The 22,755-nt window shown below is 60.5% G+C and carries 17 protein-coding genes; 9 read left to right on the forward strand and 8 right to left on the reverse strand.

The window, feature by feature from the left end; all coding sequences use genetic code 11:
* Positions 1-9: 9 nt before the first annotated feature.
* Positions 10-582: a hypothetical protein gene (locus GXY47_17035; protein NLV32846.1), complete on the reverse strand. Its 573-nt coding sequence runs from the start codon at positions 580-582 to the stop codon at positions 10-12.
* Between the two features lie 94 nt (positions 583-676).
* Here GXY47_17035 and GXY47_17040 point away from each other — a divergent pair, with 94 nt between their 5' ends.
* The gene (locus GXY47_17040) at positions 677-1,681 is read left to right on the forward strand and encodes a glycosyltransferase family 8 protein (protein NLV32847.1); all 1,005 of its coding nucleotides are present in this window, start codon (positions 677-679) and stop codon (positions 1,679-1,681) included.
* Between the two features lie 213 nt (positions 1,682-1,894).
* Here GXY47_17040 and GXY47_17045 read toward each other — a convergent pair whose 3' ends face one another.
* On the reverse strand, positions 1,895-2,776 hold the full coding sequence (locus GXY47_17045) for a hypothetical protein (protein NLV32848.1): 882 nt from the start codon (positions 2,774-2,776) through the stop codon (positions 1,895-1,897).
* A 298-nt stretch (positions 2,777-3,074) separates the two neighbouring features.
* Here GXY47_17045 and GXY47_17050 point away from each other — a divergent pair, with 298 nt between their 5' ends.
* The 4 genes from GXY47_17050 to GXY47_17065 all read left to right on the forward strand — a co-directional run bounded on the left by GXY47_17050 (position 3,075) and on the right by GXY47_17065 (position 8,419).
* The gene (locus tag GXY47_17050) at positions 3,075-4,631 is read left to right on the forward strand and encodes an FAD-binding protein (GenBank protein NLV32849.1); all 1,557 of its coding nucleotides are present in this window, start codon (positions 3,075-3,077) and stop codon (positions 4,629-4,631) included.
* Positions 4,632-4,711: 80 nt separating this feature from the next.
* Positions 4,712-6,100, forward strand: a complete 1,389-nt coding sequence (locus GXY47_17055; protein NLV32850.1) for an esterase family protein — start codon at positions 4,712-4,714, stop codon at positions 6,098-6,100.
* A gap of 138 nt (positions 6,101-6,238) precedes the next feature.
* On the forward strand, positions 6,239-7,321 hold the full coding sequence (locus GXY47_17060; protein ID NLV32851.1) for a methyltransferase: 1,083 nt from the start codon (positions 6,239-6,241) through the stop codon (positions 7,319-7,321).
* Positions 7,322-7,408: 87 nt separating this feature from the next.
* Positions 7,409-8,419 (forward strand): radical SAM protein, encoded by a 1,011-nt coding sequence (locus tag GXY47_17065; protein ID NLV32852.1) that lies wholly within the window; start codon positions 7,409-7,411, stop codon positions 8,417-8,419.
* A 310-nt stretch (positions 8,420-8,729) separates the two neighbouring features.
* On the opposite strand, the gene GXY47_17070 is transcribed toward GXY47_17065, so the two are convergent.
* From GXY47_17070 to GXY47_17085, 4 genes are all read right to left on the reverse strand, one after another.
* A complete protein-coding gene (locus GXY47_17070; GenBank protein ID NLV32853.1) occupies positions 8,730-8,900 on the reverse strand; it encodes a zinc ribbon domain-containing protein in 171 nt (56 codons plus the stop codon).
* A 403-nt stretch (positions 8,901-9,303) separates the two neighbouring features.
* The gene (locus tag GXY47_17075) at positions 9,304-10,206 is read right to left on the reverse strand and encodes a hypothetical protein (GenBank protein NLV32854.1); all 903 of its coding nucleotides are present in this window, start codon (positions 10,204-10,206) and stop codon (positions 9,304-9,306) included.
* Positions 10,203-11,492, reverse strand: a complete 1,290-nt coding sequence (locus GXY47_17080; protein ID NLV32855.1) for a hypothetical protein — start codon at positions 11,490-11,492, stop codon at positions 10,203-10,205. Before GXY47_17080 ends, GXY47_17075 begins: the two co-directional genes overlap by 4 nt.
* Entirely contained in the window at positions 11,489-12,124 is a 636-nt protein-coding gene (locus GXY47_17085; GenBank protein NLV32856.1) for an RNA polymerase sigma factor, read from the reverse strand. Before GXY47_17085 ends, GXY47_17080 begins: the two co-directional genes overlap by 4 nt.
* A 336-nt stretch (positions 12,125-12,460) precedes the next feature.
* Here GXY47_17085 and GXY47_17090 point away from each other — a divergent pair, with 336 nt between their 5' ends.
* Entirely contained in the window at positions 12,461-16,582 is a 4,122-nt protein-coding gene (locus GXY47_17090) for a DUF3857 domain-containing protein (protein ID NLV32857.1), read from the forward strand.
* Between the two features lie 382 nt (positions 16,583-16,964).
* On the opposite strand, the gene GXY47_17095 is transcribed toward GXY47_17090, so the two are convergent.
* Complete coding sequence (locus tag GXY47_17095) at positions 16,965-18,467, reverse strand: long-chain fatty acid--CoA ligase (GenBank protein NLV32858.1); 1,503 nt, start codon at positions 18,465-18,467, stop codon at positions 16,965-16,967.
* Positions 18,468-18,621: 154 nt separating this feature from the next.
* Here GXY47_17095 and GXY47_17100 point away from each other — a divergent pair, with 154 nt between their 5' ends.
* The 3 genes from GXY47_17100 (at position 18,622) to GXY47_17110 (ending at position 22,154) form a co-directional block, all read left to right on the forward strand.
* Positions 18,622-19,071, forward strand: a complete 450-nt coding sequence (locus tag GXY47_17100; protein NLV32859.1) for a DNA-binding protein — start codon at positions 18,622-18,624, stop codon at positions 19,069-19,071.
* A gap of 465 nt (positions 19,072-19,536) precedes the next feature.
* Entirely contained in the window at positions 19,537-20,307 is a 771-nt protein-coding gene (locus GXY47_17105; protein ID NLV32860.1) for an ABC transporter ATP-binding protein, read from the forward strand.
* Entirely contained in the window at positions 20,304-22,154 is a 1,851-nt protein-coding gene (locus tag GXY47_17110) for a hypothetical protein (GenBank protein NLV32861.1), read from the forward strand. Before GXY47_17105 ends, GXY47_17110 begins: the two co-directional genes overlap by 4 nt.
* Positions 22,155-22,501: 347 nt before the next feature.
* Here the strand turns inward: GXY47_17110 and GXY47_17115 are convergent, their stop codons facing one another.
* Entirely contained in the window at positions 22,502-22,642 is a 141-nt protein-coding gene (locus GXY47_17115) for a hypothetical protein (protein ID NLV32862.1), read from the reverse strand.
* Between the last annotated feature and the right edge of the window lie 113 nt (positions 22,643-22,755).

The following is a 22,755-nucleotide window of genomic DNA, read 5'->3' on the forward strand; positions in this document are numbered from 1 at the left end:
CGCGCCCCGTCAGGGAGCCTCGGCCCGGTGCGTCATCTCGCTCGCGTCCCCGAAGGCGCCCTCCGTCCCCAGGTGTTTCAACCAGAAGGCCTGCAGTTCGCCCGTCGGCGCGGTAAGGACGATGTCGCCGTCGATCGTTTCATGGCCGAGGGCCTCCGGGTGGGCGGCCAGGAACCGCTCGAGCCAGTCCGGGTCGGGCGCCCGCATCCGGAGCGTCGGCGCGATCCGCTCGAGGTGGAGAAAAGAGTGGACGGGGAGGAAATGCAGGTCGTGGATCAGGTTTCCCCTCGCATCCGGGCCCACCGGGACCAGGTCCAGGAAGAAGACGTCCCCGATTTTCGCCAGCCCGGACCGGAAGTCCCCCCGCCGCCCCTCCTCGTCCGTGTGGACGAAGAGATAGCCGTTCGCCCCCTCGCGGGAGAATGTCCAGACCTCCTTCGAGCCGGCCTCGGACCATTCCCCCAGCAGCGCCGGCTCGAACACCAGGTCCCGCTCCATGTAGATCGGGTGGAGCGACCGCACGAAACACCCCGAACCCAGCACCAGGACAAAAAAGAGGAAGACCGCAAGCGTTTTCTGCATGACCGTCACCCCCTTTGAATTGAACGCGATGTTCCTTCCAGTATAAGGCGCGAGGGGGTTCATTTGAATCGCAATTTTGTATATGATGGCTCCCGTGAACAGCGCCGGTCCTTTCAACGAACCGTCCCGGGAGGCCGCCCCGGCCACCCCGGTCGCCGTGGCCTTCATCTGCGACCGCCATTACGTGGTCCCCACCGCGGTCGCGATCGCCTCCCTCCTGCACCACCGCCACCGGGACACCCGCTATGAGATTTACATCGTCGCCGCCGACCCTTCGGCCGACCTCGGCATCCTCGGCGCTTTCGACGCTCCGGGCGCCACCATTCACCTCGTCGAGGCCCCGGCGGGGAAATACGCCGGCCTCCCCGACGCCTTCCACGTGACGAGCGCCGCCTGCCTGAAGTTCGACCTGCCGCATCTGCTCCCGCACCTGGACAAGGTGCTCTACCTCGACGGCGACGTCCTGGTCCGGGAAGACCTCCGCGCCCTGTACGAGACCGGGCTCGGGGACCGCCCGGCGGCGGCCGTGAGGGACATCGGCCTCGACGACAACGCGCTCGGCATCCCCGATTACTTCAACGCCGGGGTCATGCTCCTGAACCTGAAACAATTGCGGGAGGAGGGGGCGCCGGCGGCCCTGGAGGAGATGCGCCGGACGAGGACCGACCTGACCTACATGGACCAGGACTGCTCGAACATCCTCTTCGCCGGCAGGGTGCGCCTGCTGCCGATGCGGTACAACTGCTTTTACAGCATCTTCCTGCGCCTGAAACGCCGCTACCCCGTCCGGCGCATCAACCGCTTCTTCGGGACCTCCTACCCCACCCTGGAAGCCCTCGGCGAGGATGCGGCCATCCTCCACCTGGCCGGCCACGACAAGCCCTGGCTCTATTTCGACAGCGTCTCGACCCCCCTCTGGGACCGCTACCGCGCGCTCTCCCCGGCCAGCTCCTTCAGGTTGCGCCGCCGCTCCATCCGCCTGCGCCCGATCGGCACCTTCGCCCGCTACCTGCACCGGCACGGCCCCGCGGCCGCCGCCGGCCTGGCGCGCCGGAAACTGCTCGCCCTCCTGCGCCCCTCCTCCCCTGCACGCGGGTAGCAGTCTCCTGCCGGCATGAGCCCTACCGGGGCATAAGGAGGAGCTGTTTTCTCTGCTGATGGATCGCTTGAAATCGTCGGGTAACTCGGGGAGTATTCCGCCGGCAAAAGGCGCTGGTTCCACCCAATCTCTTGTCTTTCCCGGGCCGCCACGCAGGACACCGATCCCGGTGCTTGAAATCGGTGTCATGCGTAAAATCGGTGGCCGGCAGAGTCAGTACTCCGCCCCGTTCTCCCAGCCGGATTTCGTGCCCGGCGGAACGGTTTCACAATAAGCCTCGGCGGCGTGCATCTTGCCGTCGAAGATCTTGAAGGAGTGCCACACGTCCAGTTCCCCCTGGCCCGAGAAGAGGGAGCCGGGGCCGAAGTTCATCCTCACCGCCACCACCCCCAGTTCCTCGTCGACCGCCATGACCCGGTACCGGATTCCCGCCAGTCTCGGGATCGTCTGGGTCTTCATCACGTCGCAGCCCTTGAAGAAGGTGCAGCCCGGGCCGGCCATGAGGTTCCCGTTTTCATAGCGGTAGGCATGGGGCACCATGGGGGAATCGACCTTGACGAAGCTTCCCACCTTCAGCCCCTCCGGGTAGGTGACGGCGATCTTGATCATCTCTTCACGGGTGTTCAGCCGGCCCTTTTCCGGTTTGGCCAGCATCTCCGGGCGGACCGTCTTGAGGTTGTCCGGGTTGAACAGCATCCCCTCCTCCCTGTTCATCACGGCCGTGCTCTCGATTTCGGTGATTTTGTTGTCGGCGACCTTCAGTCTCACCACATAGAGAATCGGGGCGTTGTTCTCTTCCAGCACCAGGAAGGAGACCGCAACACCCTGGCGGACATCCAGGATGTCCCTGCGGTACCGGGTCGGTTTCAGGTCTTTCTTCCACATGCCTTCGCCCGGCTTCAATTCCTTGGTGTCTTCGGTGAACCTGGCATCGGCGGCCAGGGGCAGGGCGCCCGGATTTTTGGCCAGAAGCGCGTCGACATACCCGGTGACGAACCCGGCAAGGCACTCCCGGTCGCACGGCGCCGCCTGCGTGGCAACGGGCAAAGCCATCATCAGCAGTGCGCAGATAACGAGGGTGTTTCTCCTGATCATTCCATCCTCCTTGGAAAGGTTTCCTGGATAAAGCCGGTACAGCATAACCCAAAAAGCCAGGTTTCAAATGTCAAATGTTGCCGTTTCCAAATGATAGCAGGCACGTCACATAATAGCTGTCACATCCTTGTGCCAAATTTCTTGACAAGGCGTTGACGACTTCTATAGCCTGCTGTCCAAGCGGGAAAAACGACCTGCACGCCGCCGCAAGGGGCCGACGCCGCCGAAGCAGAGTGATGATGGTGCCTTTTTCGCAGGGGACCCCGTCCTTGGAAACCATTCGGAAAGGGAGGGAATCATGCATACAACGAGAAGACTCTTCCTCAAAACCACCGCCACGGGAATAGGCTCGGCCGCGCTGGCGGGAATCAAAGCCGTGGAAGCGGGCGTCGTGGAAGCGGATCAGATCAGGGAGTGGGACCTTGAAGCCGGGGTCGTGGTTTTGGGCCTCGGCGCGGCCGGTCTCATGACCGCGATCACGGCCCGTGACCGCGGGGAGGACGTTTTGATCCTGGAGAAAGCGCCCGAGGCTCACGCCGGCGGCAATACGAGGGTCAGCGGCCAGGGCTGGTGGTGTCCTCCCGATTCGGACAAGGCCGTCACCTACCAGATGGCCATGAGTGACGGCTACCCCATCCCGGACGATGTAGCCAGGGCCTTCCATGAACACTCCATCCAGGTGACCGAATGGATCACGAAAATGGGCATGGATGTAAGAACGATGCCCACCCAGGGCGAGTACCCGGAATTTCCGGGCGGCGCCGGAAACGTCTGCTGGTCCGCCGAGGGGAACGGGTTTCAACGCCTGTGGCTCCTCATGATGGAAAACGCTCTCCGGAAGCCAGGGATCCGGGTTCAGTACGAGACACCCGGGGTGGAACTGATCCGGGACGTCAAAACCGGAGAGGTCCGGGGGGTGATCGCCGAAAGGGGGGGGAAGAGAATCTATGTCAAGGCCAGGAAGGCCGTGGTTCTCTGCACGGGTGGTTTTGAAAACAACCAGGAGATGATCCGCGATTACCTCGGCATGCCCTACGCCTATCCCAAGGGGAGCCCATACAACACCGGCGACGGGATCCGCATGGCGATGGCCGTCGGCGCCGATCTCTGGCACATGGACAATCAGGCGGGACCCGACTTCAATTTCAGGATTCCGGGGAAGGATTGGGCTTTCGGATACAATTTCGCCCCCCCGGGAAACGGCTGGATCTGGGTCGCGAAAGACGCCACCCGGTTTACCAACGAGACCTATTTCACCAAGCACGGCAAAATCCCCTTCCACGGCATCTACATCCACGTGCCCACCCCCCTTCCCGTCCACCTGGTCTTCGACGAGCCGATGAGAAAGAGCGGACCGCTGTACCCGAAGAATTATTTCTTCTGCTGGTGGGCGCAGATAGAAAAATACGACTGGAGCGCCGACAACCTGGCGGAAATAGAAAAGGGCTGGATCCTCAAGGCGGACACCCTGAAGGAACTGGCCGCGAAAATCGGGAAGGATCCCGAGGCCCTCGAGAAAACCGTGGCCGCCTGGAACAAGGCCTGCGCGGAGAAGAACGACGCGGAATACGGCCGCGACCCCAAAAGGATGGCGCCGATTCAAACGCCCCCCTTCTACGCCGCGGAGTTCGTCCCGGCATTCACCAACACGCAGGGAGGGCCGAGGCGCAACGCCAGGGCCCAGGTGCTCGATACGAATCGCAAACCGATACCCAGGCTCTATTCCGGCGGGGAACTGGGGGCGATCTACAGCTGGGGGTACCAGGGCGGCGGCAACATCCTGGAGTGCATCGTCTTCGGTCATATCGCAGGGGAGCAGGTTGCGGCGGAAAAGCCCTGGAGTCAGCGTCCATAACGCCGTAACGGAAGGATCCGCCGCCCGATCGTCGCGCCGGCGTGATTGCGCAGCCATCCATAATTTTAAGGAGGTTTTTCATGAAGCGATTCACCAAGCCGAATTGGCCACTCGGGGCCGGCTGCCTGCTCTGGGCGGCAATGGTACAAACGGCCATCGGGATTCTTCCGATGGTGCCTTCCACGGGGACGGCGGCGGCGTATGCCGCGGTCACATTGCCCAACCATGCACCCGCCGATTTCATCCAGGTCCGGCCGGGCACACCGAAGGGCAGCCTGGAAACCCTGACGTACCATTCCAAGAGCATCGGCGTCGACCGCAAGGCCGTCGTCTACACCCCCCCGAATTACGATCCCAATCAGAAATACCCCGTCCTCTATCTGATGCACGGCATCGGCGGCAACGAAACTCATTGGACCACCCTCTGCGCGGCGAACAAGGTCCTCGACAACCTCATCGCCGACAAAAAGGCCGTGCCCATGATCATCGTGATGCCTAACGGCCGGGCTTCCGCCGAGCCTCCCTCGAGCAATTTCATGGCGGATTTCAATCACTACGCCACTTTCGAGAAGGACCTGCTGCAGGACCTGATGCCCTACATCGAATCGCGCTATCCCGTGAAAGCGGACCGGGACCACCGTGCCATCGCCGGCCTGTCCATGGGAGGCGGGCAGGGTCTCAATTTCGGAATCAACAACATCGACAAGTTCGCGTGGGTCGGCGGCTTCTCCTCCGCACCGAATCTCCAGCAGCCCGCCGTCCATATCCCCAAGATCCAGCAGGCCAAAGACCCGCTGAGCCTGCTGTGGATCGGCTGCGGCGACAAGGACAACCTGATAACGGGAAGCTGGAATCTCCACCAGGCCCTGGTCAAGGCGAACCTGGATCATGTCTGGTATGTCGACACCGGCGGCCACGAGGTCATGGTGTGGAACAACAACCTGTACCTGATGGCGCAGATGCTGTTCCAGCCGGCCGGCTCGGTCACGCCCCCCCCCTCCATCGGGAGCTATAACGGAGAACCGGTAGGGGGCGGATTCGGCGGCATGGGCATGGCCGGCGGCAGGGGGATCGGCGCGGGGCGCGGCATGATGGGAGGGGGCGCCAGTACCGAACTCACCGCCAGGAAGGAAAAAGGCGCCGCCGCACCGTCAGGGGCTGCGGGGAAATGGCTCATAAAGGATGGCGACGGCGAAATCGAGCTGGAGCTGAAGCCCGAAGGCTCCAGGTGGACGGGAACCATCGAAAACCGTCAAATGCCCGGGGCGATCGAGTTCAAGGACGGCAAGGTGGAAGGAAACCAGGTTTCCTTCAGCTATGTGCGTCAGGTCAACGGCCAGGATATGACCATATCCTGGACGGGAACACTCACCGGGGACGAGATCAAGTTCAAGCGCGAGGTAGGGGGCGGGATGGGCATGCCGCCCGCCGGCCGCGGAGCCGCTCCGAAGACAAATCAGGCCGAATAACCAGGGAGAGGGGGGCTTTCTGAAAAAGCCCTCCTCCATTGATGTTTTCCGCCCGGTCCCGTGGTATTCTGCGCCCCTCGAGAAGGAGCAAACCGCCATCCGATGGCTACCAACGGAAATTTTCATAAGGAACCGACCATGGCAGTGCCCAAATTCGATCCCAAGGAAATGGAAGTCAGAGAGGAGATCCCCGCATCCCCTTTCATGCCTGCGCGAAAAATCTACAGCTATCCTGTTTCACCCAGGGAAGCGGTGAGAGGCCTGCTGAGAAGAGAACCGGTCTGGCAGGTCTCGGACATGATCGAGACCCGTCTGCTCAGCCCGAGAATTCTCCCGGACGCGATCGCCCGTTCGTTTGTTTTTGAAGCCGATCCCTTTGACCCGAATACGGGCGGCGGACCGGACATGTTTGGAATGATATGGGAGTATGTCCCCGTGGCCGGCGGCTCCATGATCCGTCCCGGCAAGCCGTTTATGGAGGACTTCAATGAATGGCCGGACAAGATCGTCTGGCCCGACATCGAGGCCTGGGACTGGGAAGGGAGCGCCAGGGCCAACGCCTCCTATCTTGATGACGGCAAATTCAACGTCTGCTGGTTCATGACGGGCTGGTACGAGAGGCTGATCACCTTCATGGAATTCGAAAACGCGGCCGTGGCCATGATCGACGAAGACCAGAAGGATGCCATCAAGGCCTTCTTCGACAAGGCGACCGATCTATACATAAAAATCTTCGATAAATTCTGCACCCATTTCCCGGCGCTCGACGGGTTCTGCATCCATGACGACTGGGGCTCGCAGAAAGAGACCTTTTTTTCTCCCTCCGTAGTCGGTGAAATGATCGTTCCCTACATGAAGAGGGTGACGGATTTCCTGCACTCGAAAGGCAAATACTGCGATCTGCACAGCTGCGGGCAGCTGATGAAACAGGTTCCGAACATAATAGCCGCGGGCTGGGATTCATGGTGCCCGCAGGCCATGAACGATACCCATAAGATCTATGCGCTGTTTGGTGACAAACTGCTCATAGGCGTGATGCCCGATTCCTTCGATCCGGCGACCTCGACGGAAGAAGAGCAGCGGGAGGCGGCGAGGAGATACGCGGACAGGTTCTGCAATCCGCAAAAGCCTTCCTATTTCAACCTGAATGCCCTGAACCTGTCCACCCCGGCCTTCTGCGAGGAGCTGTACCGGCGATCGAGGATGAATTACGGCGGGTGACAAACGGATCCCCCGCAACAAGCCTGGGCGGCCGGGTACCTTCCCCGCTGCCGGCGCCGGCCCGGCCCGGCCCGCGGAAAGGGTGAGATGATCTTTCGCAAGATCCGACATCGTCTCGGCCGTTATCCCGCAATCCGGACTCTCGCCCTCCGGACCCTGCACCGGCGGGCTTATCGGGAAGACGTCAGGAGGCGGCTCACGCCGCAGCGCCGGCTGTCCTATTTCATCCTGAACATCCTGGACCACTGCAACCTGGGCTGCGCGGGGTGCGACCATTTTGCGCCCCTGGCGGAGAGGAGATGTGTGCCGGTCGAGGACATCGCCCGCGACCTGGCCCGCATCGCGGAGATTCTGCGCGGGGATGTCGCCAGCATAGGGGTTATGGGAGGCGAGCCGCTGCTGCACCCCCGGCTGGAGGAAATCCTGGCCCGGACAAGGCGGTTTTTGCCGGAAACGGACATCATGCTCGTCACCAACGGGATCCTGCTGCCGAAAATGGGGGAGTCGTTCTGGCGTGCCTGCCGCGAAAACGACATCGTCATCGTCAACACGAGATACCCCATAAACCTGGATTACGGGGCGATCCGGCAAACCGCGGCCGCTCACGGCGTCCGCTTCCGCCATTACGGCAGGACGGATGCCGTCATCAAGACCTCCTACCGGATGGCCCTCGATCTCCGCGGCACTCAGGACCCACGGCAGAGCTTCAGGAACTGCTTTCATGCCAATACCTACCCGCTGCTCGCGCAGGGGAGGCTCTACGCCTGTACCGTCGCTCCCAACGTGCGCCATTTCAACCGACGCTTTGGAACCGGCATGCGGCTCGAGGAAGGGGACTGGCTGGACATCCATCGCCCCGTAACCGCCGCGGGCATCCTGGAGTTCCTGAGCGAACCCAGGCCCTTCTGCCGCTATTGCCGGGTCTCCCGGCGGTCCTACGGCCACCCATGGCGCCGATCCTCGGGCGACTTCCATGAATGGGTCGAGCCCCCGCGAAGGCTCTTCGGGTTCCCGAGGACGGGCTCGGACACGGCCGCCGGCATCCGGCCTCGAAGAAACCCCGATGGAGCTTGTCGGAAAGACTCTTCCCGCGTCTGAATGCGCGGTGTTCCCGCACAAGGGGCCGCTCGCCGGCAAAACCGGCAATATCAAGGGTATCTGCGCCTATGGCACCTGGTCGGCGAAATCCCGGCATGTGAGTCCCTACAGGCGGACTCTACGGCAGAGTCCGGGTGCGGGGAGCGGTGAATCGCCGGAACTCCGAGGAAAGGGGTTGCGGACATTTGTATGGAAACAGGAATTCATTGAGCCATGGTGCAGGCGCCGGGCCGGCGCAGGAACTGGTTCTGAGCGGGAGAAAGGCGTCACCGCAGAGGCTTTTGCCTGCGCCTCTGCAGTGACGAGGGGCTTATGACTTTCTGGATGTTTGCACGTTCGCGGACAACACTTCTTCAACCTTCCTGCTTCCGCATTCGGGGCAGGAGAATCCATCCTTCTGTTTCTTCTCCCAATCGCTCACGGGGATCATTTCCTGGAATTTGTGGCTGCATTCTTCGCATTCGAATTCATAGACGGGCATGACGATCCTCCTTGCTTAAGGGGGCCGGCAATTCCGGCTGTGGTTTATACGATCATGATAGCATTGCGCATGAGCTCCTCAAAGGCGCACAAGGGTCCGACCCGTTCCGTACCGGTGCACGTACCGATATATTCCCGGTCGACGCCCCGGCATGGATGGCCGTGTCGATCCACCGATAATCCGGGTACACGAGGAGCCTTCCGGGATATCCGTGCGATGGGATCTTCGATGCCTGGGAACTCTTTGCAGGCCGGCTTTGCGGCGGAATCCAGGTGCGGGAAGCGGATAAGGATAGGAAGGTTCAGCTGCCGTTTCTCTCCGGAGGCCGGTATCTTCTTCCCCCTCCTGCCCATTGAGAATTGCGGGTGGATGCTGCGGGAACACTGGGACCTCGGCCCATTGATTACTTCAACAGGATCCCCTCCGCCAGCGATCCGGCCTCTTCCTCGGTGAATTTGCCGCTGATTATGGCCCGGCCACCTGTGATTTCATCCATGATCCTGGGTGCCGAGCAGACCCGGCCGTCGAGCATAATGGCCAGAATCTCCCCGATATGGGATTTGGTCAACCGCGCCAGCTTCAGGGACCCTTCCTCCGTGAGCATAAATCCCACACCGAATCCGTCCGCATCCGCTTGAGGCCAGGCGCGGGCTATATCGGCGTTGGTCAGGGCAGCTTCGGGCGAAATCCACACGGGAGTCTTCGGCGGTCCGGGAACGAGGCCGATCTCCCATCCCTCCACTTTTTCATAGGAAGCGAGCCGGAGTTGGAAGTCAATCTTCCCGGGTTCGACTCTAATTTTCCGTTTTTGGTCGCCGGACAATCCCTCCGCTATCGATTCGGCTTCTTCTTCAGAAAAATTGCCGATTATCATGGCCCGTGAACCGGTGATTTCATCCACGATCCTGGCGGCCATGGCAACCCGGCCGTCGAGCATAACAGCCACGAATCTTCCGACGTGAGACCTGGTCAGGCGTGCCTGCTTCAGCGCACCTTCCTCGGTGAAAAGAATTCCCAGGCACGGCTTGCCCTCAGGCGTCCGATCGACATAGGCCAGGGCTACATCGGCGTTGGTCAGAGCCGCTTCGGGCGAGATCCATAAGGGAGTTTTCCCCGGATCGGGCCCGGGAACCATCTTCCACCCCTCCACTTTGTCATGTGAAGCGAGCCGGGCTTCGAACGTATGATTGCCGGTCCGGTCGCCGGACAACCCTGCCGCCGTTAGAGCGGTTGTGAAAATAACCGCAAAGGCCAGGACTGTATAGAGGAAAAGACAATGTTTTTGTCGATTCACGCGGACGGTCATAATCCGTTCCTTTCGATAGTGGTCGTGAAATATCTTTCTTCCAGTTCAGCCAGAGGAAGGTCCAGCAGGCTGAGATTGAAGCTCAGCTGAGAAGGACCGGTCCCATAGAGATTCGGAACCACTTTTATCTGCCCGTTGAAATCGACCACAAGGAGTTCGTCCCGATTGGCGCGGGCATAGTCACGCAGCCGTTGGATGGCTTCCGGATTCAGTTCGATCGTAAGACGCACGTCACGGGGAATGACCGAATCTGGATGGGTCAACTGTTCTCCCCGGACCACTCCGGCCACGTCTTCGGTTTCGGTCAACGGATCCCTACCATGCGGACCTATCTGCAGGGTGACGCCGGGAGCGAGCCCGGCATCTGAATATTCCGCCGTTTCAGCCCGGGTGCGGCTGAGGCCCCAGCTTTTAGGTACGGCAAGATCAAAAAGGCTTTCATCAAGTGGAACATTCCACCGGAAGTCCGAGTATTCCGTACGCATGTTTTGTCCCTGGGGATCCCGAGACTCCACCTCAATGAGCAGGGGCGCACCGCCGTCGGCAGACGCCCAGAGTTTCGCATGGACCTGCCTTTCCGGATTGACGTACACCCGGTCCGGGATCTCGAATTCGAAGCCGACGGCGGGGATGCCGTTGATTACCCGATCTCCGATACGCCTGGTTTTGTCCGCCGCGGTTTCCTTCATCAGTTCCCAGTTAAACGAAGCGAGATCCATGGGAGGCTGGGAAGGCGGCTTGGTTCCGTCCGTAAGGACGACAGAATCAAACAGCTCCCCCCGACCGGCCCCGGGGTACAGAGTCACCCCCTCATTACGGCCCGGTTCTCGTCTGATGATGGTTATCTTCCTGGGTCCTTCTTTTACCGGGCCGGAACCGGCATCCGGAGGATACTCCTCAGATCTTGAAAGCCCGGGGTCCTTATAATAGACCTTGTTGCGTCCGGTTACCTGCATCCCGGTCCTGGTAAGGCCGTTGAAGGTCAGGGTGTGGACCTGGTCGAGATGCCCCTGCACGTCAGCCCAGACGATACCGGCCGGCGCCCCACCGTTCCAGACTGCAATAAAGAAGAAAACCAGCGCTGCGGCGGCGGCCAGGGCCCATACAGTCCGGCGACCGGGAGGGATGTTCTTTTTACCGGACCCCTGTTCCACTTCGAACAGTTTTGACCGGATCCCGGATTTCAGATCCTCCGGCATCCGCGGCGCCGGCTCGCCCAGCCTGAGCAACCGATCCAGGTTTTCGTCCAGGCGTTTCTGATCATTGTTTTTATCCATGCCGCTCATGGGGTTGCCTTCCCTTCTCCCTGGCCTTTGAATATCGAAGCGGATATCGTTTCAAACGCGGCTCGAAAAGCCAGCTTTGCACGGTGAAGCAGAACTTTCGCGGCGCCCTGGTTGATCCCTTCCATAGCGGCTATCTCATGGAGCGACAGTTCCTCAAAGTAGCATCTGCGCAAGGCCGTCTGGTACCGTAAAGGCAGGTTGGTCAACGCCATGCGCACCAGTTCCGCAATCTCTTTTTGCGCCAGAAGTTCTTCCGGGAAAATATGCGAGCCCATGCCCATAATCGCCCGGGCGAGTTCATGATCCACGGCATTCCAGAAATCAGGCAGGGCCTCGTCCCTGCCCCGCCTGCGCAGGGCTTTTCGGATGCAGTTCCGGGCAATGTACGTCAGCCAGGGAAACATCTCGCCCCGGCGCGGGTTGAATCGTTCAATGGTTTCCAGCGCAGAAACGAAGGTTTCCTGGGCCACGTCACCGGCCAGATCGGCATCCCGTCCCACGCGGTAGAAGATGAAACCGTAGACCGGATCGGAATAGGCGTCAAACCAGCGCCCGACTTCTTCCTTGTCCCGCCGGCGAAGCCTGCGGAAATCGATCTCCGGTTCGGATTGGGCCGTTGTCCTTTTCACCATGATGGATAATGTCCCGGTAAGCGGAAAAGGTTACAGTGCATCATGGCTTTTCGATGAAGCCTCCGTAAAACCGATGTTCGTACGCGGGAGAACTGGGACACGCAAAGTATAGGAATCTTCAGCTGCGGTTTCTCTCCGGCAGCCGGCACCTTCTTCACCCTCCCTTCTTCTGATAACCCCTAATATATTGCCTGGGAATGCTACATCTTGACTATGGAGGCATTTTAGCTGAAGATCGGGGCGCCAAATAAGGTCTTTACACCGGTATTTATTGCAGCCGATGCGGAGCTTCCGGAGCACTGATTTGCGCCGGCGAACATCTACAAGAGGCAATACATGCGATTTTTGACAATCCCGGCACTGTTGCTGTTTGTGAACATCTTTCCCGTATCGGCGGAAAATGTGGCCGACGGCCCATGGAACGGCGGGCCATTCGCCGGCACTCCCCAGGAAATCCTGGCGGCTGCCGGGAAAATACCGATCGACGAAAACTATGAGGCCCAGATCTTCCTGGAAGAGAAGCGGTTTGTTCTTGATGAATCCGGCCGCGTCGACAGCACCTACAGGCTGATATATCGCGTGGATTCCGCCGGAGCCATCCCCTCCTGGTCCCGCGTGAGCGAGACCTGGCGCCCCTGGTACCAGGATCGTCCGGAAATCGAGGCCCGGGTCATCACCCCCGACGGCTCCGAGTACCGGCTCAACCCGGCAGACCTCGGCGAATACAACGACGCCGAAGACGGACCTCAGGTTTACGGCGACGAAAAAACCCTGAAGGGCCCCCTTCCCGCCGTGGAGGTCGGGGCGATCGTCGAGGAGATTCACCGGATCCATGACAGGGAATCGTATTTCCCGGCAGGAGTCGTCGGCTTCTTTTCCTTCGGCGCCTCGGTCCCCGTCCGGAAATCGCATGTGATTCTCGACGCACCGGCCGCCATCCCGATGAAATATGTCGTGCACAGGCTGCCCGGGCTTGAACCGGCGCGGGAAACCAAGGCGGGCAGGATTCGGCTTCACTTTGAAACCGGCCTGCTGGAGCCCCAGGATGAAGACCTGGACTACGCTCCCGCCGACATCGCCCGGAGACCGGTTCTCCGTTTCTCAACGGCATCCTCGTGGAATTCGATCGCGTCCTCCTATTCCGATATTGTCGATGGCCGCATTCGTGCCGGAGAGCTTCGGGAGTTGTCGGCCGAAATCGCCGGCGATGCCGCAGACCGGGATGAGAAAATCAACCGTTTCCTCTCATTTCTCAAGAAGAACGTCCGCTATACGGGCGTCGAATTCGGCGACGGCAGTATCGTTCCGTCAACGCCCGTGGAAACCATGGAGCGGCGTTTCGGAGACTGCAAGGACAAGGCGACGGCGCTCGTTGCGCTGTTGAGGGAAGCGGGCATCGAATCCTTCGTGGCGCTGCTGAACACCGGTCCCGGCAACGATACGGACCCGGGGCTCCCCGGCATGGGTCGATTCGACCATGCCATCGTTCATATCCCCTCCAATCCGGAATTGTGGATCGATCCGACCGACGAGTACGCGCGCCTGGGTGAACTTCCGGACCACGATCAGGGCCGCCTGGCCCTTGTCGCTTCGCACGGGACAACCGCGCTGATCCGGACGCCTCAAAGCGTGCCGGCTCAAAATGTCCAGAGCGAGCAGCGCGAAGTATTCCTCGCCATCGAGGGAGGCGGACGCATCGTGGAAACGACGACCGTTTCCGGATCCTTTGAACGGAGCTACAGGAGAACTTTCGGCAGAAACACGGAAAAGGAAAACCGGGAACAGCTCGGGCGATACCTCAAAAACCAGTTTCAGGCGCAGTCCCTCGGAGAGATCCATCTATCGGACACGGAGGACCTGTCCATACCCATGTCGCTGCGGATTGAAGGAAAAGATTGCGCTAAATTATGGACCGCGCAAACGGCGGCATCGGTTCCCATTCTGTCAGGCAATCTGATCGGCAGCCTGCCGGACATTTTGAAGCCGGACGATTCCGACGCCAGGAAACCTGAAAAGGAGAGGAAGTATCCCGTTCTCTTGCAGACCCCCTACGTGATGGAAATCCTCTACCGGATTCATCCGCCCCCGGGATATGCGGTTGCGTCCGTTCCGGAAAACGGAAAACGCTTTTTCGGGCCGGCGGTGATGACGCAGGAATATGAAACCTCCCCGGACTCCGTTGTTACGGCGCGCCTGCGCTTCGACACCGTGAAGGCTCTCTACTCGACGGAAGAAGCCGCCGCCGTCAAATCCGAAATCGGCCGGTTCTACGAGGAAACGATGCCTCAGGCCGTTTTTCATCATGTGGGAGAAGCCCATCTGCAGGCGGGCCGTATTCCGGAGGCGCTCAAGGAGTTTCAGGGACTGGTGGAACGTTTTCCCGACACGGCGCTCTATCGCACCCAGGTCGCCCGCGCCTACCTTGAAGCCGGGCTTGGAAGCAACGCCCGGAGGGAGGCAAGGCGCGCCGTCGAACTGGCTCCGGAATCCCTCGTCGCGCAGAGAACTCTCGGGATAATCCTGGCGCATGACGAACTGGGCCGGAAATTCATGAGCGGCTTCGAGTATCAGGGAGCCGAAACAGCGCTCAGGAAGGCCAGGGAGATCGATCCGAAGGATTTCTCAGCGCGCGGAGAACTGGCAATCCTCCTGGAACACGATGCCGACGGCCATCGGTACGGTCCCGGTTCAAGACTTGACGAAGCGATATCCGAATACACTTTTCTGAGATCGGACCTGAAAATCGAGAATCTGACCACGAACCTCATGGTAGCGCTCCTCAACCGGTCCCGATTTGCCGAACTGCGCGAGCTCTGGAAAGAAGCGCCGAAAAATTCCTATCGGAACGGGCTGTACCTGGCCGCGACGGCCGTCGTCAATGGAACCGACGAGGCGGTCCGCGAAGGGTCGCGCATCGCCGACCAGGCGGAGGCCTATCGGGAGATTCTCGGGATCGCGGGGAATCTTCTCACCGCCAGGAGATATTACCCTGAAGCCGCCGAATTGCTTTCGGCAAGCGCCAGGGGCGCCTCCGATTCTGTTGCCCGCCTGTCCCTGGCAAATTTCATTCGCGATATCCAAAGGCACGAGCCTGCCGATCTCCAACCGGACGATCCCGAAGATGTGATACGCTCGTTTACCCTCGCGCTCCTGTCGGGCAAAAACACGGCGCCGGAAGAGCTGCACCGGCTGTTTCCGCCCTTTCTGACGGACTCGATCGATATCGACAGGTTTTCCGGAGAACTGGAAGCTCTTCGCGAAGTATTCCTCCGCTTGATGAACCAGCAGGATTTATCCGAGGACCAGGTTCTGGATATGATGTTCAGCCCCAACAGCATTTCCCTGGAAGGAAACCCGGAAACGGGCTATCGCGCCCGCGTGAAATTATTCGGGCTTCCTGCGGGCAACAATGCATCGATCCATATGTACCTGTTCCGGTCCGAAAACGGATATCGAATCGTCGGATTGGGCAGGACGACGGCGGTGATCGGCAAGCTGCTGCTCCGGTGGATTGAAGAGGATCGAAAGGAAAGGGTCCGGCAATGGCTGGACTGGCTGACCGAGGACACTTACAGCGCGAACGCCAGCGATGTACTGGACCGGACTCCGCTGGAGTGGATCTGGACCGAAGCGGGGAAAAACAACCGGGAAAGAATGCGCCTGGCGGCCGCCAGTCTCATGGACGACGGGACCTACGGGGAATTTCCGGTCCCGGTCATACAAAAAGGAATCCGTTCCAACCTGGGAGGCGACATCAACACGGGGCTGAATATTGCCCTGGCGAACCTGGGACAGTCGATAAAAAAACCCGAGATCCTTTTGAAAGCCGCTGAAAGCCTCCTGAAAGCCCATCCCCGTTCCATGGAAGCATTCGGGCTTAAGATATTGGCCCTGCAGCATTTAAAACGCTTTGTGGATGCGGAACGGGAACTCTCGCGCCGCATGGAGCGCCAACCCGGAGAGCCGGTGACCGCCAGCCTGTATGCGGAAATACCACGCTGGAAGGGTGATTTTTCCGAACATCGAGGGCGCCTCGCCAGCCTGATCCAGTCAGGCCGGGCGACCGCCATGGAATACAACAACCTGGCATGGCTCGATGTCATGGAAGGAAGCACCTCGGCCGATACCCTCCAAAACGCCCAGCACGCGGTCACCCTGACGAATCATTCGGATGAGGCGTCCCTGCATACGCTGGCCACCGTCTATGCAGAATTGGGACACGTGACCCAGGCGCGCGATGTCCTCATGGCCCTTCTGAAGAACAGACCCAGCAGGGAGCTCGAATCCCCGGACTGGTACATTATAGGCCGGATCGGCGAACTGTACGGCGTGCCGGACGCCGCGATCGAAGCCTACGAGAAAGTGGAACCGCCCGCTGAAGGGGAAGGAACGGATTCGTCCACTTACGCCATTGCATCCCGAAGGCTGCGGGCACTGGGGAAAGATCCCGGAAAGTAAACCGAGTACGGCGGATCGTCATAAGGATAGGAAGCATCAGCTGCCGTTTCTCTCGCAGCCGGCATCTTCTTCACCCTCCCGTCTTCTGACAACCCTTGATAGGTTGCCTGTAAATGCTACATCTTGACTATGGAGGCATTTTAGCTGAGGATCGGGGCGCCAAATAAGGTCTCTACACCGGTATTTATTGCAGCGTATCGGGGGGGCGACGGCTCCGGGGCGAAAACGGCAGCGGATGCGTCCTGTCCTGGTGCAATCCTTAAAAGCCCCTCGTGCAGTCCCGAGAAACACAAAGCCGCGGCGCGGAGGTCCGAACGTTTCCCGCCGGGGCTTGATTTGCCAAGCAAGGCTTTGCTCAAATAGCCAAATCGGGCACGGCAAATCAGAATTTTCTCAGTTCCCGGCGCAGGATTTTGCCTTGAGGCGTTTTCGGCAGGTCCGTGACAAAACGTATCGCCTTGGGCACCTTGTAGGACGCCATGCGTTCCCGGCAAAAAGCCAGCAGCGTCTTTTCGTCCACGTTCTTGCCCGGTTTCATCGTCACGAAGGCGGTCACAGCTTCTCCGTACTCGGCGTGCGGCATGCCGACAACTCCGCATTCGTTGACGGCCTCATGCTGGTGCAGCAGATCTTCCACTTCCTTGGGGTAGACGTTTTCGCCGCCGGTTATGACGATATCCTTGATGCGGTCGACGATATACAGATACCCCTCTTCGTCAAAGACCCCGACATCGCCGGAATGAAGCCAGCCGTTGCGCATGGCGCGCGCGGTTTCCTCTGGCTGTTCGTAATACCCTTTCATGATATTGGGGCCGCGGATGATGATCTCTCCCCGCTCCCCCGTTTTCATTTCTTTGTCGTCCGCGTCCACGACCTTCAGTTCGATGATGCCCGCCGGCATGCCTATGGAGCCGATTTTGTGACGGAATAGATGGTTGAAGGTCACGATCGAAGCGGTTTCCGTCATCCCATACGCCTCGTGAATGGGGATGCCGAACATGTCCACCCATCGACGGACGATTTCGGCGGGAAGGCTGGTGCCGCCGGAGAAGACGTAGCGCAGACTCTCCAGATGCTTTTTGCTCTCAGGGGAGTTGAGGAAGCGGATGAATATGGTGGGAACCGCGTAGAAACGGGTCACGCGGTGCCGCCTGACGGCCGCCACGATCCCGTCCATGTCGAAGCCCGGAAAAAGAACGAGGGTCCCGCAGCCGCCGAAGAAGGTGTGCATGATATGGCACTGGGCGAAGACATGGTTCAGGGGAAGGAAACAGGTCCCGATATCGGAAGGCGTCATCCTTTCGTGAAAGGATACATTCTGCGCGCTGTAGAGGAGGTTACGGTGCGTCAGCATGGCGCCTTTGGGAATTCCCGTCGTCCCCCCGGTGTACAGGATGGCGGCCGTATCGTCGCCTGATATGGCTGGGCCGGTTGTTACGGCGCCGGTCAGGGCGGGCGGCTGCCCGTTCCCGTGGAGCAGTCTCCGGACAAATGCATCTTCTTCGACGATGATGGTGTCGCGGACAAGCGGAATCTCTTCCCGTGACGGCAGGTGCCGGAGCAGCGAGCGGCAGGTCACGATGACGGAAGAGCGTGAATCCACGACCACCCCTTTCATCTCTTCCTTTTTGTAGGCCGCGGGCACGCAGACGGAAACAGCGCCGATCCGGGCGATCCCGTAGTAGAACACGATCCACTCGGGCCGGTTGGGCATGTAGATGGCTATCCGGTCGCCTTTTTCGACGCCGAGATTCCGCAGGCGGCCCGCTGTTGCAGAGATGAACCGTTCCATGTCGGCGTACGTATAGCTGCGATCCTCGAAGATGAGAGCCTTTTTCCCGGGGCAGTAAAGGGCCGCGTTCCTGAACTCGTCGGCGATGTTCATGGTTGGTTCCTTTCGCGGTCATTATAAAGAGTATGCCTCCGACCGAGTAGCCTGATTTGATCGCTCCGACGGGCCGCGTCCCGAGCGGGTCGATCGAGGGCGGCGGCGTGAGGAAAAAGAAAGATTCCTTTTTGTCATATGGTATTTTTCCCACATGAAAACGATGGAAGGGAAACTGGGAAGAGTCTTTGTGGTGCGTCTGGAACAGGATGATCCGATACCCGGGTGCCTGGAGGATTTCGCCGCTGAAAAGAAGATACGATTCGGCCAGGTGGTGTTCATCGGCGGGATCTACCGGGGGAATATCGTGGCGGGCCCGCGGGTCACGGCCGATCCCGAGCCGGATCCGATTGTGCTTCCAGTGAGCGAGGCCCACGAAACGATGGCGGCGGGCCTCATCGCGCCTGATGAAAACGGGCGTCCGGTATTGCACATGCACGGCGCTCTCGGACGGGCGGGACAGACGACGGCCGGCTGTTTCCAGCGGGGTCTGTCCGTCTGGCTTGTCGGCGAAGCGGTCATCCATGAAATCCTCAGTGAAGCCGATGCCGCAAGGGCTACGGACAAGACGGCGAAGCTCACCCTGCTCGAAATCAGGGACTGATCACACCCCCTGTTCCGTGCCGGCGCAGGCTTCAAGGTCGTTTTGCCGACCGGGCCGAGCCAGGGCGTTGAGGCCATCGTCATGGGCGGAGATCCGCAGAGCCTGCAGGGATTTTCAAATGACTTGGGGCGAGCGCCCGGCGTAGCATCAGGAGATGAGTCCCGATGGAGGCATTTTGGCTGAAGATCGGGGCGATACATATGGACCTTTAACGCACCGGTATTTGTTGCAGCCCGCCGGGATGGCGGCGGCCTTCATCGGTCCGTTCGGTGTCATGGCGGAACCCTCCCAACACCATCAGACGACAGGGCGCGGAAAGGGTGTCTGAATCCGGGATGCGCCATATCCAGCGAGTCTGTTACAATGGGCCCATTTTCACGTCCCTTGCACGGGTGTGGCCTGGAAATCATTCCGGCCCTGACCCTGCGGAAGGCGCGAGGGGAACAAGCCGCGGGAGAACCTTTTATGGAACTCGCCATCGAAACCAGGGGGTTGACCCGGTTTTTCGATCAGTTCTGCGCCGTTGACGGCATTCATATCCGGGTGGAACCGGGCACGTTCTACGGATTTCTCGGTCCAAACGGGGCGGGGAAATCCACTACCATCAAAATGCTGACGGGCCTGCTGGCGGCCTCGGGCGGCGAGGCGTTTGTCCTGGGCAAAAACATGTTCGATGTCCGGGAAGCGCTCGAGGCCAAGAGGCGGATCGGGGTGGTGCCCGAGGATCTGGCCCTGTTCGAGAACCTGACCGCGCGGGAACACCTGACCTTCATCGGGCGCATGCACCTGATGCCGGTCGGCCTGATCCGTTCGCGCACGGATGAGCTTCTCCATTTGCTGGGACTCGAGGATGCCGGGCAGAAGCTCACGCTCGAGTATTCGCACGGCATGAAGAAGAAGCTCGCGATGGCGGCTGCGCTCCTTCCCAACCCCGACCTGCTCTTCCTGGACGAACCGTTCGAGGGGGTGGACGCGGTCACTTCCCGCACGATCCGGGATATCCTGAAGGACTATATCCGGCGCGGTTCCACGGTATTCCTGACCTCCCATGTGCTGGATGTCGTTGAGAAGCTCTGCACGCACGTGGGCATCATAGCCAACGGCAGGCTGGTCGAACAGGCGGAACTCGACACCCTGCGCCGGGGAAGCTCCCTGGAGGAGCGCTTCCTGCAAAGGGTCGGGGTCGATGAAGAAGCGACTCACAAGCTTTCCTGGCTGCACGAGGAAACACCGTGAACCGGGAACATCTCGAGACCTATGTCTGGGTAAGGTGGCGCCTATCCGCGAACCAGGTCCGCCGATCCGGTTTCCTGGGAGCGATCCTTGTCGCCATCATGGCCGCAGCCAGGGTGATGGGCGGAATCGTCGCCTTCATCGCCGGCCTGCTTGCCGGCCTGCTGACGCTGCGTCATGCCCAGCCATGGGCGCTGTTGGCAGTTTGGGACGGCGTGGCCGCCGCTTTTCTCTTTTTCTGGCTGGTCGGGCTGATGGTGGAATTGCAGCGAACGGAGTTGCTGTCGCTCGACAATTTCATGCACCTGCCCGTATCGCCGGCCGGCGCTTTTCTGATCAACTTCGTCGGTTCCAGCATGGGGTTGAGCCTGATCCTGTTTTTCCCTGCGATGCTGGGTCTCGGGACGGGCATCACCCTGGCGCGGGGTCCCGGGATGATCCTGACGCTTCCGCTCGTGACCGCGTTCTTCCTGATGATTACGGCGGTGACCTACCTGTTCCGCGGGTGGCTCGCCGGCATGATGACCAACCCCAGGCGACGCAGGACCATCATAGCCGTGCTCACGCTGCTGTTCGTCCTGGCATTTCAAATCCCCTATTTCCTGGCCCGGCTGAATCCCGATGCAGGAGCCGGGCGCCGGGCGATGCGGGACGCATCAGGGCGGATCGCCTCACTGGAGGAAGAGCATGCCGAGGGACGGATCGGCCTGCAGGAATACGAGGAGCGACTTGCGGCCGAAAGGAGCGCGTGGGAAGCGGCGCGCGACCGGCAGAAGGACAGGGACCGGGAAATGCTGAGGTCGATCAGCAGGACGGTGCCGCCGGGCTGGCTGGCGTACGGCGCCGCCGAAGCGGGCGCGGGGAGGGTGTTTCCAGCGCTGGCCGGGTTTGCCGGAATGAGCCTGATCGGCATCGCCAGCCTGTGGTTTTCCTATCGGAACGCCATTCGCCTCTATACCGGCGGTTTTCGCCGGGGGAGGTCCCGGGCGAAGGGCGCGGAGAGGGGAGAAGCAAAGCCGCCCGTGACGGGTGGAGCCGGGGACCGAGGCCGGGCGGGGCTGCTGGAGATGGGAATTCCCTGGATACCGGAACAGGCCGCGGCGGTCTCGCTCGCGGGCTTCCGCGCCCTGATGCGCGCGCCCGAGATGAAGATGATGCTCCTGACGCCCGTGATCATGCTCGTGGTTTTCGGAGGGGTGGCCGCGGGCGGGAAGGGGGAAGCCGCTGTGTTTGTCCGGCCGCTGATCGCCCTGGGGCTGGCCGCAGGCGTTCTCGTGTTCGGTTTCACCGGGTTCGTCGGAAACCAGTTTGCGCTCGACCGTGGGGGATTCCGCGCCTATGTCCTTGGCTGCGCGCCGCGTCGCGACATAGTGCTGGGAAAGAACCTTTCCATGCTGCCGATCGCCGTTCCGTTGATGGCGTGCATGGCAGGGCTGTCGCAATGGATGCAGCCGATGCGGCCGGATCACCTGGCGGCCGTCCTGGTGCAGACGATTCCCATGTACCTCCTGTTCTGCCTGGCCGGCAACCTGCTGTCGATCCTGTCCCCGGTGGCCCTCAAGGCGGGTTCCAGCCAGCCGGCGCCGCATCAGGGGATGCGGGTGCTCCTCCAGGCCGTATTCATGTTGGTCGTGCCCCTTCTCCTCGGGCTGACGCTTGCGCCCCTGGGCATCGCGACCCTGCTCTCCCTGGTGCAGGGGGTCGCATGGTTTCCGGCTTTCCTGGTATTGGGAATGCTTCAGGCCGCCGGGGTACTGTGGCTGTACCGCGCCGCAATCCCCTGGCAGGGGAGCCTGCTCGAGCGGCACGAGAAGAAGATACTGGAAGTCGTCTGTTCCAAGGTGGAATGAGAGTGCGCCATGGGGCCGCACGCTCAACCCCGGCAATAAACCTGCGATGGTCCTTGATCTGTCTCTTGCAGAGAAGGATAGGAAGCATCAGCCGCCGTTTCTCTCCGGCAGCCGGTATCTTCTTCCCCCTGCCGTCTTCGAATAACCCTCATTGTGTCGACTGCAAAAGCACCACCTTGACTATGGGGCGCATTTTACCCGAAGATCGGGGCGATCGACATCGATTTTGGCCGCACCCGTTTGTATTGCAGACGCACCGGCATGTTTTGCAGCGGCCTCGGAACTATCGCGAGGCGGTTACCGCCCGTTGCGCCACTCACTCCAGGAATCCCCCTCGCGTTGTTGAGTCAGACGCCCAGCCTCCCCCTGGCGGCCATGGTATCTGCCATCCTCTTCATGCCCAAATCTTCCAAGGTCTTTCTGGTCGGCCAGCCGTGGTCGGTATCCCAGCCCTCCAATTTGTAGAAGTGGGTTTTAAACCGCTTCATTCACGAAGCGCACCGAAAACAGCATTGTAATGCGGTTCTGGCTCCTTGGAAACAAGATTGCGGTGGTGACTTCAGAGAAAACGGTGACCAAGGACCATTGAAATGGGTCCGAA

This window comes from Acidobacteriota bacterium (assembly GCA_012729555.1).
GTDB lineage: Bacteria > Acidobacteriota > UBA6911 > UBA6911 > UBA6911 > UBA6911.